The sequence below is a fragment of the Alteromonas sp. ABH4_452 genome (assembly GCF_056311825.1).
In genome coordinates, this window is record NZ_CM149973.1 from 595,455 (window position 1) to 611,404 (window position 15,950).

The window sequence follows — 15,950 nt, forward strand, 5'->3', positions numbered from 1 at the left end:
GTAAATAATCTAGAGCCTGCTACTCTTTAATAGTTTAGTTCCGCAGGTTTAAAGAGCCGATGCTACTACTTAGCTGCGTCGGCTTTTTTCAAATAGCGCTTCCAAAGTTCCGCTGTTGTAGAATTAATCATATTTGATTCTGCGTTCATCAGCATTACATAGCCTACTTTTCTTTCGGGCATAAAGGCTACATCGGCGCGATAGCCTTTTACCCAGCCGCCATGATAGTTAAGCTGCACGCCATTTAAGTCATAAATACGCCAACCCAAACCATAATGCGCATCGCTAATCATACCGCGCCAGCCCCTGCGATAGGTTTCACGCTTTGTTCTGACGCGTTTTGTTGTGACATAATCTACCATTTCATCAGAAATCACCGTTGGGAATTCGCCAAGCAGCGCCTGCAAATAAATGGTCATATCTGAAATACTGGCATTAACACCTGCAGCGGGAGAAAAGCGGTAGTAGTTGCTTTCAACTTTGCCTTCACGCCATTTATTTCTAGCAATAGCAATGTGAGGTTGTGCCCATGATTGTGAAGCAAGCAACCCGCCTTTACCGACGCTGGCGGTCTTCATGCCTAATGGCGAGAAAAGGTTTGCCTGAAGCTGGCGCGAGTACGAGGTATTATTGTTGCTAAAGTAGTACTCCAACGCCCCGAAAAGTGCATTTTGATAGGTGTAACATTCGCCAGGTGCACATAAAGGTTCAAGCTCACCAAGAGATTTCAACACGCGCTCTAACGAATAGTCGGCTTCAATCAGATTGTCGTAGGCATTAGGCATGAATCCACTGGATTGCCCTACAATGTGTTGTAGCTGAAGCGCGCCCATTCCCTTTCCTGTAAAAGGAATGTCGGGTAATAAAGTGGAGATGGGGGTCTCCCAGCTAAGCTGATTTTTCTCCACAAGTTTGGCAGATAGAAGGGCTGTGAAGGTTTTTGAAACAGAGGCTAGCCTGAATACTGTATTCTCGGTAACGCTCTTCCCACCTTTTTTACGGGTTTTTCCGTAAACGTAAACCCGCGGCGCTTTTCCCTGTTCGTAAAAGACAAATGCATAACCAGGAACATTGTATTTTAACGCTTCTTTTTTAACGTGATTTGCGTAGTCATCTAACCAATCAGCAGAAACACATTGCGTTATGACCATAAGTGTTGCAAATAGCCATAGTGGAGCCAGGCTCAGTAGTGAGAAGCGCGAAGAGTTCAGCATATAGTCAGCTCATTGTGCCTGTGACTTCAATGTTACTTCACAGGGCGTTCATTATTATTATCTCGTTATTATGCGTTTAGCCGCATCAATGATCAAATGTCGCTAATTATACTCACCCATACTAACCCTGATTTTATAGAGTGCTGATTTTGTCGCACTTACCAATTAAAGACACGATACACTATGCTCACGTAACGAGTTAAGGGCGGGCGCTGCATACTTATGTTAGATAACGATGTTGTGCAAAATGAAGAGGCTTCAGAAAGCGAAGGGTTAGCTGAGACTGTGTTCTCCAAGGCGAGGCTTAGCAGAGATCCGCGTTTTGACGGTCGCTTTTTCGTTGCAGTAAAAACGACGGGTATTTTTTGTAGACCCATTTGCCCAGCGCGCTTGCCTAAAGAAGAGAATGTGACTTATTTCGAACATGCGATTCAGGCTATGGCGCAAGGCTACCGACCTTGTTATCGATGTAGACCCGATAGCGCGCCTCGTTCTGCGGCTTGGAAAGGCGTGGGCGCAACAGTAAGTCGAGGGCTATCGCTATTATCTGCCATTCCTATAGAGAGTGTGGCAGATATTGCCTGCCGGTTAGGGATAAGTGAACGCTACCTAAATAAGCTGGTCGTTAATGCGGTAGGCATATCGCCTAAACAGTTTCAAAATATGCAGCGCGCTTTGTTTGCAAAACAGCTTATTCAACAAACTTCTTTGTCTATGACGGATGTATCTGTAACCGCAGGTTATCAGTCGCTTAGACAATTACAGCGAGCTGTAGAACAATATTGCGGAACCTCGCCGACACAGCTTAGGAAAAAGCAGAGCGCTGAACAAAAATCCATATCCCTGTTTCTTGCTTATCGTCCTCCGTATAACTGGCCCTATGTACGTGATTTTTTAGCAGCGCGCGCCATTGAAGGTATGGAGTTAGTTACAGAAAACAGTTACCAGCGCTATTTTTCAAGTCAGTCCAGTGTTGGTGTCTTCAAAGCAGAACATGATCAGGCGCGCAACGGCTTCAATGTTCACATTGATATGCCCGATTTACGCGCTCTTCATACCGTAATAGAAAACATAAAGCTGGTTCTCGACCTTCACGCCGACCCACTATTAATAGAGCAAAGCCTAATGCAGGCAGGGCTGTCACAAAAGCAGTTAACATCAGGCCTACGCCTCCCTAGCGCGTGGAGCGTATTTGAAAGCGGATGCAGGGCTATTGTCGGGCAGCAAGTCAGTGTAAAAGCGGCCATTGGACAGGTAACGCTACTTGTACATCAGCTAGGCGAAAGGGTATCAAGTACTGCTATACCTAACGACTTTGGTCTAGATACGGGGGAACACTACGGCTTTCCCACACCTGAAGCTGTAGTTGGCAATGATTTAGAGTTTTTGCGTATGCCACAGGCGCGAAAAAACGCGTTACGCAGCTTTGCACAATTGTTTGTTGGCGATAGCATGCCAGTCCATGAAGATATCCTTGCAATCAAGGGCGTGGGCCCTTGGACACTGGATTATTTAAAAATGCGTGGCGAGAGAAACCCAGATATTTATCTTGGGGGCGATTTAATTGTTCGTAAAGTGGCAGAGCAGTATCCGATTGAGCCAGATAAGGCCGCGCCATGGCGCAGCTATTTAACCCTTCAGCTTTGGCAGCTAAGCAACCAGCAAAAAGAGGCTTAACCATGATATACACCGGTTTCGTAAATAGTGTGCAAGGCCCGCTCAAAGTTGAAGCGACTGATGAAGGGGTAACGGCCATCGCGTTTTTAAGCGCAGATGAAGCTGCGCAACACAACTCTCTTGGTGATGAGGCTTACGCCCATACGCATTCACGCGTTAACGCAATTACCGATAAAGCGTGCCGTCAGCTTAAGGCGTACTTCGATGGGCAGCTTCAGGAATTCGATTTACCGCTTACTCCTAAAGGCACCGTATTTCAGAACCAAGTATGGCAGGTGTTACAGCAAGTAAAGTATGGTGAAACGGCCAGTTATTTAGACATTGCGAAGGCAATCGGCAACCCAAAAGCCGTTAGGGCCGTGGGTATGGCAAATGGTCGTAACCCTATTGCTATTGTAGTGCCTTGCCACCGTATAATTGGCAGTAATAAAACCTTAACGGGCTACGCAGGTGGTTTACCGCGAAAGCAGTATTTACTTAATTTAGAGGGAGCCCAAGGGGTGCTGTGGTCATAAAAGAATGGTTATAAGAAAATGGTGATAAAAAAATGGCAATAAGAGACATTATTTCACTGTTGGTGTTAGCAGGAATATGGGGCGGTTCATTTATTTTTATGCGCGTTGCGGCACCAGAGTTTGGAATTTATGTTCTGGTAGCAATTCGTACCATGCTAGCTACGGCAGTGCTGTTTCCTTTGCTGTTATTGCGCAGCTCGGTTAGAGATATCAAGCATCACTGGCTTGCCATAGCACTAGTCGGGTTGGCAAATACCGCCGTCCCTTTTGTACTGTTCAATTACAGCAGTCTGCACTTAGAGGCAGGCGTTAACGCTATTTTGAACGCTACCGCACCCATGTTTGGGGCTATTGTTGCTTGGCTGTGGTTGGGCGATAGACTAACAAAGTCAGCGGTTGTTGGTCTTTTTGTTGGCTTTGTCGGCGTTACCGTTATTAGTCAGCAAAAGCTTGGAGAGGGAGATATTAGCTTTCTTCCTATTTTAACTGCACTTTTAGCAACAACAGGCTATGGGATTGCAGCGTGTATGATGAAAAAATGGCTGCAAGGGGTAAAGCCTTTAGTTGTGGCCACAGGCAGCCAGGCTATGGCCAGCATTATGTTAGCACCTTTTGCACTTGCAACTCTGCCAGACACCATGCCAAGCGTGAATGCATGGGTAAACGCTGTGGCGCTAGCCGTCGGTGGTACCGGAATCGCGTATATATTGTATTTCAAACTTATCGCCGATATTGGCCCGGCAAAGGCAATAACCGTCGCCTACTTAGTGCCGCTATTTGGCATTATTTGGGGCGTACTTTTCTTGCACGAGCATTTGTCAGCTCAAACCATAGCGGGGGGCTTAATGATTTTGTTTGGTGTGGCGCTAACCACAGGCGTTCTCAAACGAAAACGCCTTAAAGTTAAACCTGCTTAAACTGAAGCCAGCTTTATTTAGTCTATCAGCTGCATTCTTACCAAATTGCTGCCGTCGCGTTTAGCTTGATAAAGCGCGTCTTCAGCATGTGCGGTTACCTCGTGCATAGCGCGAGGTGACGCAGTATATGAAATACCAACAGAAGCAGTAATTACTACTTCGGGTAAATCTTGCAGAGGGGGGAGTGTAGCGATGCCGTGTCGCAGGTTTTGCGCCATATCAAACGCTACGTGAGGGCCAGTATGAGGCAGTAGAATAATAAACTCAGCGCTACTCCATCTACCCACTACGTCTTGCTCGCGGATGTTCTCAGCTAGGTAAGACACCACTTTATCGAGAATATCGTCGCCTGCGTTTCCTCCATGGGCGTCAACTATTTCCGAAAGTTCATCAACGCTTACCAGCATAACGCTTAGTGACTTGTGCTCGGTCAATAAGGTTTTATAAATAAGCTGTAAATTGTCTTTCTCAGGGAGACGGTTGCTATGGCGTACCACTAAGTCTGGCTGCATATCTTTTCTGAAATAGTACAGCAGGTTGTATATAAGCAAGAACAGTGAGAATACAACAACAAGCAGTGTTACCACGCTAAAGATAAACGCCTGAGAAATTTCTGCCTGACGGTCTTCAAGCGGACTTAAAAGAAACACAGTCCAACCAAATTGATTCAGCTTAACTTCGGCAATAAGGAAGTCTTTTTGGTCAATTGTAACTAGCTTATTATTTAAGGCTTGCTCGCTTTGAATAGTCATGGGGAGACTGGCATACCAAGGGAGCTCAGATAAGTTAGTAAAATCAGAATAAGAGGCAATAAGGCTTGGGTCTGAAGACAGCATAATGTCACCCTCGCCATCTACAAATAGGAAGTCATAGCCGTATTCTTGTTTGTAGGTATCAAATACTTCAATAAAGCTGCGTAAGCTTTTTCCTACACCAAAAAAGCCTAAGAAGCGGCCATCTTCATCGTGAATTTTTATATCAATATAAAAGTGCGTGTCTTCCCATTTACCAATATCGGCAACGGCATCGGCGGGATAATCACGGTATTTGAAGTACCAGCTCACTTCACCTTCAATAAGGTTAATAATGCTGCCATCAGAATTGTATTGCTTTCTGTCTGCTTCACTGGCGATGAAAAAAGATAAACCGAATTCATTTTCAAGACGATCCAATGTTTTGAAAACGGCTTCTTGGTCTATGGTTTCACCATCCATTAAGTCTACCAGTTCGGTAGAGTGGCCGAGTGCTTCAGAAATATGTAGTGGCTTAAGAAGTTGCTCAACGATAAGCGAAATAGCAGGCGACAATGACTGTTGCTGCGCTCGACTTTGTTCGGCAACGATTTTTGAAATACTGAAATGAACCAGTGTCACAATGGCGATAACCACTACCGCAAATAACACTAGAATACTTCTATGTAGTGTACGAAATGTGTTCACAGACTGCGCATGCTCCCTTGCCTGGCTGAACCTTACCTAGATGGCGAGTATACCTGTTGCAATAATGAACTACTAGGCGATTTGTCTTAACTTAGACTAAATAACGAAGAACGAAAGCGCAACGCAAGGTTGTCCGGCCCGACCTCGAAATGAAGATATCGCTGACATATTATTGTCCCTTCGTTACACTATGCTCCGATTTTTCATTTTCTTTGCGAAATAAAGGAATTATATGGCTTTCTCAGTGGTTGTTTTAGCAGCGGGTAAAGGTACCCGTATGAAATCTTCATTGCCAAAGGTGTTACACAAAGTGGGTGGCGTGCCTATGGTGCAACGTATTATCAACACCGTTAAATCACTGGGTGCTGACAATATTCATTTGGTTTACGGTCATGGTGGTGATCAGCTAAAGGAAACAATTGTTGAAGATAACCTAAACTGGTGCTTACAGGCCGAACAATTAGGAACAGGTCACGCCGTTCAGCAAGCGGCACCTCATATTAAAGACAATGAAGATGTGCTTGTACTTGTTGGCGACGCACCACTTATTCGTGAAGAAACACTGAGCGCTTTAAAAGCAGCAAAGGAAGGCTGTGATTTAGCTTTGTTAACTGTGAATTTAGACGACCCTACAGGCATGGGCCGTATTATTCGTGAGAATGACAACATTACCGCGATAGTTGAGCACAAAGATGCTACAGAAGCTCAGCGTGAAATTAAAGAAATTAATACCGGCATGATGATGATGTCTGGTGCTGATCTTAAGCGCTGGTTAGGCGAGTTAAGCAACGACAATGCTCAGGGCGAATATTACCTTACTGATGTTATTGCAATGGCTGCGGCCGAAGGCAAGCGCATTCAGTCAGCTCAGCCGCAGTCTGCTGTAGAAGTAGAAGGCGTTAACAACCGTTTGCAGTTAGCTAACTTAGAACGCGCGCTTCAACACCGTCAAGCCGACGAGCTAATGACCAATGGTGTAACCTTGTTGGACCCTGCGCGTTTTGACTTACGCGGTCAGCTAGAAACCGGTAACGACGTCATTATAGACGTAAACGTCATTATTGAAGGCAAGGTTACGCTTGGCAGTAACGTTACTATTGGCGCTAACTGTATTCTGCGCAACTGCACTATTGCCGATAACGCGGTGATTGAAGCAAATTCTATTGTTGAAGAAGCCAGTGTTGGTGAAGCTTGTACAGTTGGGCCTTACGCAAGGTTGCGCCCTGGCGCAGTAATGCAGAAAAATGCCAAAGTGGGTAACTTCGTAGAAATGAAGAAGGCTATTTTAGGTGAAGGTGCCAAAGCGAATCACTTAACCTACCTAGGCGATGCAGAAGTTGGTGCTAAAGCGAACATTGGCGCAGGCACAATTACCTGTAACTACGACGGTGTAAACAAGTCCAAGACCGTCATCGGCGAAAATGCTTTCATCGGCTCAAACTCGTCGCTTGTCGCGCCAGTAAACATTGGCAAAGGCGCTACCGTAGGTGCTGGCTCAGTAATTACGTCAACCGTAGACGAAGACGCGCTAGCCGTTGCCCGTGGCAAACAGCGCAATATTCCAAATTGGCCGCGTCCGACTAAAAAGTAAAAGATGTTCCTTGCTACAGGCTGTGTGAGCAGCAATTAAATTATTAGGGCTGGCAACCATTAACCGTGAGTTGCTGGCCCAATTTATTCTTTAGCCCCATCACTCTATTTCTCAATCAGAAAGGTGATAAGAACCGATGGCTAATAAAAGCGCCTAAAACAACGCTTTCCTAGTTAGTGGAAACGTAAATAGTCCACCTATTTTAAACACTCTTTCAAATATTGAACTATCTATGGTTTTATCTCTCTATTATTACTGATAGTGTGTGTTTACTTACCTGTTGTTTACTATTGAAAAAGGATATTCGATGATATCTACTCTTATTGTTGGCTTTGGGTTTTCAGCCACAACCTTTCATTTACCCTTTCTAAATTACCTTCCGCAATTCTCGGTAGATGTGGTTATTTCTTCAAAACCTGATGCGGTTAAAGCGCTCTTACCTGAAGCTGAAGTGTACAGCTCGTTAGACGAAGCGTTAAAAATTCACGATGTAGACTTGGTGGTTATTACAACGCCTAATCATCTTCATGGTTCACAAGCTAAATTGGCACTAGAACACAGTTGCCATGTGTTGGTAGAAAAGCCATTCACATTAGATAGCGAAGAAGCAGAGGCGCTAGTAGCGCTTGCAGAGGCACAGAACAAACAGCTTTGTGTATACCAAAACAGGCGCTTTGATGGCGACTTCCTTACAATTAAAAAGCTTATCGACGACGGTGCGCTTGGTGAGATTAAACGCTTGGAAAGCCGTTTTGATCGTTTTCGCCCTGTACCACGAGACAGATGGCGTGAAAACGAAGGCCCAGGCAGCGGTATCTTCTGGGACTTAGGCCCTCATTTAATTGACCAAGCACTACAGCTTTTTGGCGAGCCGCAAGAAGTGTCGGCAAACATACAGGCCTTGCGTGAGAATGGGCAGTCGGATGACACCTTCGATGTAACCCTTCACTATAGTGATAGGGTAGTAAAGCTAGGTAGCTCAGCCTTTCAGGCGGGGGCAACCTTGCGCTACGATCTACAAGGCACAAAAGGTAGCTTTCGAAAGTTCTATCTGGACCCACAAGAAAACCAGTTACGAGCGGGCTTGTCTTTTGACGATGCAAGCTGGGCAACAACCAATGACAAAGAACATGGGGTGCTAGCGGTCGAAAGCGAGAGCGGCGAGCTGTTGGAGGAAACTATTGAAACACGCAAGGGTGAATACCTAACGTTTTTCAATCGTCTTGCTCACGCCATTGAAGACGGTAAGTTCTCGCCAGCTGATGCAAGCACAGTCGTACCTGTTATCAAGGTCATTGAATTAGCTATACAAGCAAGTGAGCAGAAGCAAACGCTGTCGTTTAATTAAACAAACTATCTTGATCAAAGTTTCAATTTAACTTACGATGCTTTCAATTTGTAATCCATAGCTTTCGTTTTGAAAGTTATGGGTTGTGAGAAGCGTATTATTTACGAAATACTTATGGAGCTAACGCGCTGGTATGTTTATACAGCGAACTCCCAACGCGTACTCAAACGCTAAAGTAATTCGTAAAGCCATCGAGGTTATATTGAAAAGTAGTCAATCAGTTGAGCTGCGCCGCCAGAAGATAGTGGCGTGGGTGAAAGAACACGGTCAGTCACAAGTTGAAGATTTGGCCGTGCGTTTTGCTACCTCTGAAGTCACGATAAGAAAAGATCTTGCTGCCCTTTCTCAGCAAGGTTTGCTTATTCGCCAGTTTGGTGGTGCAGTGCCCGTGCCATCAATTGCCTTAGATACTCATTCTTCTCAATCCATCACTAGTGAAGCTTGCTCAAGCCTGACGGCTAGCCCAATAATTAAAGCCATAGGTCAGTGTGCGGCAGGTCTAGTGAAACCGGGCAATAAAATAGTCATAGATTGCGGCTCAACTACGGCGTCAGTCTTGCCTTTCCTATCGGATATTGATGACTTAGTGGTAATGACCAATACGCTATCCACTGCCAATTACCTTACCCAAAGTGCAAAAGAGCCTACGGTGTTAATGGTGGGAGGGACATGGGATGCCCAGTCTCAGTCGTTCCAAGGTGCAATGGCTGAACAGTTAGTTAGCGCCTATAGTTTTGACATTGCACTTATCGGGGCAGCGGGCATTGATGTAAACAGAGGCACTACCACCTTTAACGAACTTATTGGTGTGACCCGTGCCATGGCCGAAGCTGCGACAAAGGTGGCGGTGTTAGCCAGCTCAAAAAAATTAACGCATAAAATGCCTAACCTAGAGCTGAGCTGGAAAAACATTTCTGTTCTGATCACTGATGAAGGCATTAGTGAACAAGACAAACTCAATATTGAAAATCAGGGCGTGACCGTGCTTATTGCAGCGCCGAGTGGAGAATAATTATGTGTGGAATTGTTGGCGCTGTTGCTGAACGTAACGTGGTAGAAATTCTTCTAGAAGGATTAAAAAGACTAGAATATCGCGGCTATGATTCAGCTGGTGTAGCGCTATTGCAAAACGACGGCACGCTCACCCGTATTCGTCGAACAGGTAAAGTACAAGAGCTGGCTGACGCGGTAGCAGCAGGCGAAGCGTTAGGTACTACCGGAATCGCACACACCCGATGGGCAACCCACGGTGGTGTAACAGAAGCGAATGCTCACCCTCACTTTTCAACCGAGCGCGTCGCTGTTGTTCACAACGGTATTATTGAAAACTACGTAAATCTAAAAGCTCAACTAAAAGAAAAAGGCTACACCTTCACCAGCGACACTGACACTGAAACTATTGCTCATACTGTGCACGAAGAACTAAAGTCGGGTAAAGCCCTGCTTCACGCAGTACAAAGTGCGGTTAAAACTTTTCACGGCGCTTATGGCACCGTCATCATGGATAAAGAGGACCCAAGCCGCGTAGTGGTTGCACGTTCGGGCAGCCCGTTAGTTATTGGGCTTGGGCTTGGTGAAAACTTTATTGCGTCAGACCAAATGGCGCTATTGCCAGTAACACGCCGCTTTATCTTTTTAGAAGAAGGCGATGTGGCAGAAATTACTCGTCGCGACGTTAAAATCTTTGATAAAGACGGTAACGTTGTCGAACGTGAAGTGATTGAGTCAAACGTAGAGCACGATGCGGGTGACAAAGCGGGTTACCGTCACTACATGCTTAAAGAAATTCACGAACAGCCAACGGTTGTGCGCAATGCGCTTAAAGATCGTATTGATGAAAACGGTCTTACCGCGGATGTATTCGGCCAAGGTGCTGATGAAATATTTAAAAAGGTTAAACACGTTCAAATCATTGCCTGTGGGACTAGTTACCACGCGGGAATGACGGCGCGCTACTGGCTAGAGCAGTACGCCAATGTCTCGTGTAACGTTGAAATAGCATCAGAGTTTCGTTACCGCAAATCGGTAGTGCACCCAAACAGCCTGCTTATTACGATTTCTCAATCAGGTGAGACAGCCGATACGCTAGCCGCACTTCGCTTAGCCAAAGAGCTGGGCTATATGTCTAGTTTGACCATTTGTAACGTTCAGGGCTCGTCGTTAGTACGCGAATCTGACTTAGCATTTATGACCCGTGCTGGCGCGGAAATTGGCGTAGCGTCTACCAAAGCCTTCACTACCCAGCTTGCAGCTTTCCTTATGCTAACCCTTGCATTAGGTAAAGAAAATGGTATGACCGAGGCCGACAGCAAGGCTATAGTGTCTGCGCTTCATAGCTTGCCTGCCAAGCTTGAAGAGACCTTAGCTATCACTGGCGGCATAGAAGATTTAGCTGAAGAGTTTGCAGATAAAAACCACAGTTTGTTCCTAGGTCGTGGCGATCAATATCCCATCGCTATGGAAGGCGCCCTAAAACTTAAAGAGATTTCTTACATTCACGCCGAAGCCTATGCGTCAGGTGAATTGAAACACGGCCCGCTTGCGCTAATTGATGATGAAATGCCGGTAATTGTGGTTGCACCAAACAACGAACTGCTTGAAAAACTGAAGTCGAACGTTGAAGAAGTGCGCGCACGTGGCGGTATCATGTACGTATTTGCTGATAAAGATGCCGCGTTTGCAGGGGATGAAACCATGCGCGTTATTGACGTGCCGCACTGCGACGAGCCAATCGCCCCTATCATCTACACCTTGCCGCTACAGCTACTGAGCTACTATGTAGCGTTAATTAAAGGTACGGACGTTGACCAGCCACGTAACTTGGCGAAGTCGGTGACTGTGGAGTAGGGAAGCGTTGTTAAAGCAACTTTAATGTGCTTAAAAACAAAGCCTGCGATCAACAAACTCGCAGGCTTTTTTATTTCTCAGAGGTTTTCGCTGAATGAAAGTAGCAACGCATTAAGCCTATTCACTTATTTACTGACACCACTTCATCGATAAACCCTCCCCAACCGTCTTAAACCATCAATACAACCGTTGTAAAACGGACGGCACGTTCATACTTATAAATCATTACCGAGTTTCAACAATGCGAGGCACCATGGCTATTCCTTATTCACTGCTCGATTTAGCGCCTATATCCGAAGGGTATAGCGTGAAAGACGCGCTAAACAACTCCAAGCTAATGGCTATGGAAGCCGAGCGCAGTGGCTATGAGCGTGTGTGGTTAGCGGAGCACCATGGCATGCATGGTGTAGCCAGCTCTGCCACCTCTGTAGTGTTAACGCACATTGCTAATGCTACCTCTACCATCAAAATTGGAGCTGGTGGCATTATGCTGCCTAATCATGCGCCTTTGGTTATTGCTGAGCAATTTGGCACGCTAGCTGAGTTATTTCCCAATCGTATAGAGCTTGGGCTGGGCAGAGCGCCAGGTACTGATATGGCAACGGCAAGAGCGCTTCGTCGTAATTTGCAAAGCGATGTAGATAGTTATCCAGAAGATATTCAGGAACTTCAGCATTACCTTGGTACCCCAAAAGAGGGGCAGCCAATTGTTGCAGTGCCTGGAGCGAATACACATGTGCCTTTGTGGTTACTTGGTTCTAGCTTGTACAGTGCCCAGGTGGCGGCAAAGATGGGGTTGCCATATTCATTTGCTTCCCACTTCGCACCCGATGCGCTATTTGATGCCCTCCATGTGTATCGCAACATGTTTAAACCTTCGCCCCAATTATCAGCACCAAAGGCCATGGCGGGAGTAATGGTGGTTATTGCAGAAACCGATGAAGAGGCAGAATTATTATTCACGTCGGTGAAGCAGCAGTTTATGAACATGAGACGTGGCCTTAACAAGCCATTTGCTAAACCTATGCACAACTTTGATGAATATTGCACGGCAACGGATGAGGCCATGCTATCAAGTGTGTTGAGATATGCCTTGGTTGGCTCGAAAGACACCGTGCGAAGCAAGCTGGCTGAATTTATAGAGGCAACGGATATTGACGAGATAATTGTGTCTATGCCCATTTACGATATAGAAGCGCGTTTATTTAGCGTTAAAGCGTTCGCAGACATCGCATCCTAGCACTTAAAAAGTTATGACCAGTTTTATAAATCTGGTCATAACTTCTTCTATGCAGTGCGCAAGAATAACTTTATGATATACAATGATATGTGTATTTTCATTTAGTGTTGCAGGTTTACAGTCATGCCAAAGGTCTGGTTTTCCTTTTTCTTTGCTTTTGCGTCTCTCGCAGCGGGCCTAAGTTCTGCACATGCGAAAGAAGCGCTGGACCTTGTCATTATTGAAACGCTCCCAGTTCCTATCGTTGCTGAATCGCGAGACGAATTTGAAAAAGAGCTTATTCGAATTATGCCCGAGCACGATATCAACGTAACCACATACAACGCTGAAGGATCTGAGACTCGCGCTAAAGAAATACTGAGCGAACTGGCGCGAGAGCCAGAGCCTGATCTCATTGTGTCCATAGCGACGTTGGCCACTCGCGCGCTGAATGCTGCTGAAGAATTTATTGAAACGCCAAAACTTTTTATGGCGGTCTCAGCACCGGTTGAGGAAGGCATTGTTCCTGCCATCGGCGCTGTGAGTAAACGCAATATGACGGGCGAGTCACACGTACTCGATGCAAAGGTAAAGCTTGATATGTTGGATGGCGTGCTTAGAGCATCAAATCCCGAGACGCCATTTACTATAGGTTTAGTGCATTCTACCTATCCCTCATCGAGCAACCTGGTAAACCAATTGCTAGCGTTAGACAGTGAGTATGAAAATATAAACTTAGTCGCTATCAGTACGCCTTATCTAGAAGGTGATGAAGGACGCGTTGAAATGACGGATAGTATGGTTGATAGATTAGACCAAAAGAGTGCAGAACTGGACGGCTATTGGTTGTCATCAGGCCCCTTAGCAGAAGCCGAAGGGTTAGTGGATAAAGTTAAAGAGAAGACGGGATTACTCCCCTTATTTGCTGAAAGTATTTCATCAGTTAAAAAAGGCGCGCTTATTGGTGTGGTATCTGAACCGGCTAGTATTGGAAAATCAGCAGCAAGAAAAGCAAAGCTGATACTTCAGAGTAAATCGGCGAGAGACATTCCCGTTGGCAAAATGGACACGTACACTGTAGCAGTAAACGTAACCACGGCAATTAAATTGCAATTGCCCATTCCATCAAGTTACTTAAAACTCTCGAAAGAGCATGTGTATCAATAAGGCCTAATTAGAAGTTAGTATGCGGATCAAATCAAAACTGCTAGTTATCTACATTCCAATTTTGTTAATTGGCATGGCACTTACCGGGTATTGGGCTTATTTAACCGCGTACGACTCGGTTCGCGAAAGGGAATATCAGCTTCTTACTCAAACCCTTACATTAAACGTGTTAGAGATCATTGATGAGAGACGAGAACTGCTCATTGAATCAGGCCTAGAAAATGTTCCCGTTTTTCGCGAAGCTTATCAAAAAGAAGTGTTTGAAGAGCTAAAGTCGCTACAGCAAACAACAGATCGGCATTTTGCCATTAGCGATAAAAGTACAGGTACCGTTATATTTAGTACTACTAAAAGTGAGGTTGTACTGAATGCAGAAAACGCTAGTAGAGCGACAATAGCTGACCGGCGCGTGGCTTATGGTGAGTCGAGTGTAAACGACATAGATGTGTTGTTTGCTTGTTCTGAATTCACACCTTGGAATTGGAAAGTTACGGTTCTACAACCCGCAGAACCCTTGCAATCCTCGCTATTCACGATAGCGTGGCTAACCTTTTTAGTAACGCTGTTTGCTGTAGTTATCGTTAGCCTACTTATGGGTAAGGTAACCCAGGTGTTCGTAGTCTCTCCCATTGAGAAAATCAAATCAGCGGCAAGTCGCATCGCTGTTGACCATAAGAGGGTCAACATAGACTTAGAGCAAAATGATGAATTAGGAAGTTTGGCGCGCGATGTTGAAGCCATGTCTGGTGAAATCGAGCAATACGTAGCGCAAGCCCAGCAGGCAAATCGCGCTAAAACAGATTTTCTTGCAGTAATGAGTCATGAAATTCGTACGCCGCTAAACGGGATTCAAGGCTTAGCCACACTGCTTTTAGATACTCAACTTTCAGACAAACAGCATCAGTATGCCAGCGATTTGAAGTCCTCAGCATCTATTCTTGCTACCGTTATAAATGACGTATTAGATCTCTCTAAAATTGAGTCAGGTATGTCAGAAATTGACGTGACAGAGTTTGATCTCGATTCAATGCTGAACGACCTTATTACGCTATTAGGCACAAACGCTAGTGCTAACAGTACCCGGTTGGTTTATAAGAGCAAGAACTTAGAGTCTGTGGCGGTAACTAGCGATATTACCAAACTTCGCCAAATTATTATTAATTTGGTAAGCAACGCCATTAAGTTTACCCACAAAGGCACGGTGAGTATTTCGGCTAAACTTAAACAGCCTTCAACAGCAACCATGGGTGACAACCGTTTAGTTATAGCGGTTAAAGATACTGGCATTGGGATTGAGCCAGACAGGCTAGAGCATATATTTGATAAGTTTACGCAGTCCGATTCTTCTATAACGCGGAAATATGGTGGTACTGGGCTTGGCCTTGCTATTGCTAAACAACTTGCTCAGATACTTGGCGGCGATATAAAAGTTGTCAGTAAAGTCGGCGAAGGCTCATGCTTTACCGTTACTGCGAATGTTCAATCTCGACTTGTGTCGGATTCATCCATTGAATCTTCTTCTGCACATCAAGCGCATGGCGCAAGCCTACCATCTGGGCTAAAGGTGCTACTGGCTGAAGATAATGCAATTAATGCTGTGGTTGCACAGGCACTATTAGAACAGCTGAAATGTGATGTTGAACACGTTGATAACGGATTAAAAGCCGCTGCGCGTGTTGAAGAGGGTGGTATTGATGTGGTCTTCATGGATGTTCACATGCCTGTTATGGATGGCATTGAAGCGACGAAACGCATCAGAAAACTGAACGGTGAGCTCAGCAAAACCCCTGTTATTGGCCTTACAGCAGAAGCATTTAAAGAGCGCCATATCTCATTTAAGCAGGCGGGAATGGACGACATAGTCACAAAGCCTGTCACCGTTGAAGCCTTGCAAGAAAGTTTGTTAAAACTGGCGCTTAGCCAAGAAGTCACTGATAATAGTTAAAGCAATTCTGCGTCAATGAGTTGCATCTGTATAGCCAGCGGCGGCTGCCACCTTTGGCTGTATTGAAATAG

General features: G+C 45.3%; 12 protein-coding genes. 10 read left to right on the forward strand and 2 right to left on the reverse strand.

Going from position 1 to position 15,950, the window contains the following annotated elements:
* Positions 1-65: 65 nt before the first annotated feature.
* On the reverse strand, positions 66-1,214 hold the full coding sequence (locus ACYX4N_RS02605; protein WP_476055523.1) for a serine hydrolase domain-containing protein: 1,149 nt from the start codon (positions 1,212-1,214) through the stop codon (positions 66-68).
* Positions 1,215-1,436: 222 nt separating this feature from the next.
* Between ACYX4N_RS02605 and ACYX4N_RS02610 the strand changes: the two genes are divergently transcribed.
* The 3 genes from ACYX4N_RS02610 to ACYX4N_RS02620 are packed head-to-tail and all read left to right on the forward strand — an operon-like array spanning position 1,437 to position 4,323.
* Positions 1,437-2,891 (forward strand): DNA-3-methyladenine glycosylase 2 family protein, encoded by a 1,455-nt coding sequence (locus tag ACYX4N_RS02610; RefSeq protein ID WP_476055524.1) that lies wholly within the window; start codon positions 1,437-1,439, stop codon positions 2,889-2,891.
* A gap of 2 nt (positions 2,892-2,893) precedes the next feature.
* A complete protein-coding gene (locus ACYX4N_RS02615; protein WP_476055525.1) occupies positions 2,894-3,406 on the forward strand; it encodes a methylated-DNA--[protein]-cysteine S-methyltransferase in 513 nt (170 codons plus the stop codon).
* 32 nt (positions 3,407-3,438) lie between these two features.
* On the forward strand, positions 3,439-4,323 hold the full coding sequence (locus tag ACYX4N_RS02620; protein WP_476055526.1) for a DMT family transporter: 885 nt from the start codon (positions 3,439-3,441) through the stop codon (positions 4,321-4,323).
* A gap of 17 nt (positions 4,324-4,340) precedes the next feature.
* Here ACYX4N_RS02620 and ACYX4N_RS02625 read toward each other — a convergent pair whose 3' ends face one another.
* Complete coding sequence (locus tag ACYX4N_RS02625) at positions 4,341-5,762, reverse strand: sensor domain-containing diguanylate cyclase (protein WP_476055527.1); 1,422 nt, start codon at positions 5,760-5,762, stop codon at positions 4,341-4,343.
* 232 nt (positions 5,763-5,994) lie between these two features.
* On the opposite strand from ACYX4N_RS02625, the gene glmU reads away from it, so the two are divergent.
* The 7 genes from glmU (at position 5,995) to ACYX4N_RS02660 (ending at position 15,879) form a co-directional block, all read left to right on the forward strand.
* Positions 5,995-7,353, forward strand: a complete 1,359-nt coding sequence (gene glmU / locus ACYX4N_RS02630) for a bifunctional UDP-N-acetylglucosamine diphosphorylase/glucosamine-1-phosphate N-acetyltransferase GlmU (protein ID WP_476055528.1) — start codon at positions 5,995-5,997, stop codon at positions 7,351-7,353.
* Between the two features lie 307 nt (positions 7,354-7,660).
* Positions 7,661-8,701, forward strand: a complete 1,041-nt coding sequence (locus tag ACYX4N_RS02635) for a Gfo/Idh/MocA family oxidoreductase (RefSeq protein WP_476055529.1) — start codon at positions 7,661-7,663, stop codon at positions 8,699-8,701.
* Positions 8,702-8,903: 202 nt separating this feature from the next.
* Positions 8,904-9,713: a DeoR/GlpR family DNA-binding transcription regulator gene (locus ACYX4N_RS02640; RefSeq protein WP_474856785.1), complete on the forward strand. Its 810-nt coding sequence runs from the start codon at positions 8,904-8,906 to the stop codon at positions 9,711-9,713.
* 2 nt (positions 9,714-9,715) lie between these two features.
* The gene (glmS, locus tag ACYX4N_RS02645) at positions 9,716-11,548 is read left to right on the forward strand and encodes a glutamine--fructose-6-phosphate transaminase (isomerizing) (protein ID WP_476055530.1); all 1,833 of its coding nucleotides are present in this window, start codon (positions 9,716-9,718) and stop codon (positions 11,546-11,548) included.
* Positions 11,549-11,801: 253 nt separating this feature from the next.
* Complete coding sequence (locus ACYX4N_RS02650; RefSeq protein WP_476055531.1) at positions 11,802-12,788, forward strand: LLM class flavin-dependent oxidoreductase; 987 nt, start codon at positions 11,802-11,804, stop codon at positions 12,786-12,788.
* Between the two features lie 123 nt (positions 12,789-12,911).
* The gene (locus ACYX4N_RS02655) at positions 12,912-13,934 is read left to right on the forward strand and encodes an ABC transporter substrate-binding protein (RefSeq protein ID WP_476055532.1); all 1,023 of its coding nucleotides are present in this window, start codon (positions 12,912-12,914) and stop codon (positions 13,932-13,934) included.
* A 19-nt stretch (positions 13,935-13,953) separates the two neighbouring features.
* Positions 13,954-15,879 carry an ATP-binding protein gene (locus ACYX4N_RS02660; protein ID WP_474856629.1) on the forward strand — a complete coding sequence of 642 codons (1,926 nt, stop codon included), beginning with the start codon at positions 13,954-13,956 and terminating at the stop codon, positions 15,877-15,879.
* Positions 15,880-15,950: the final 71 nt, after the last annotated feature.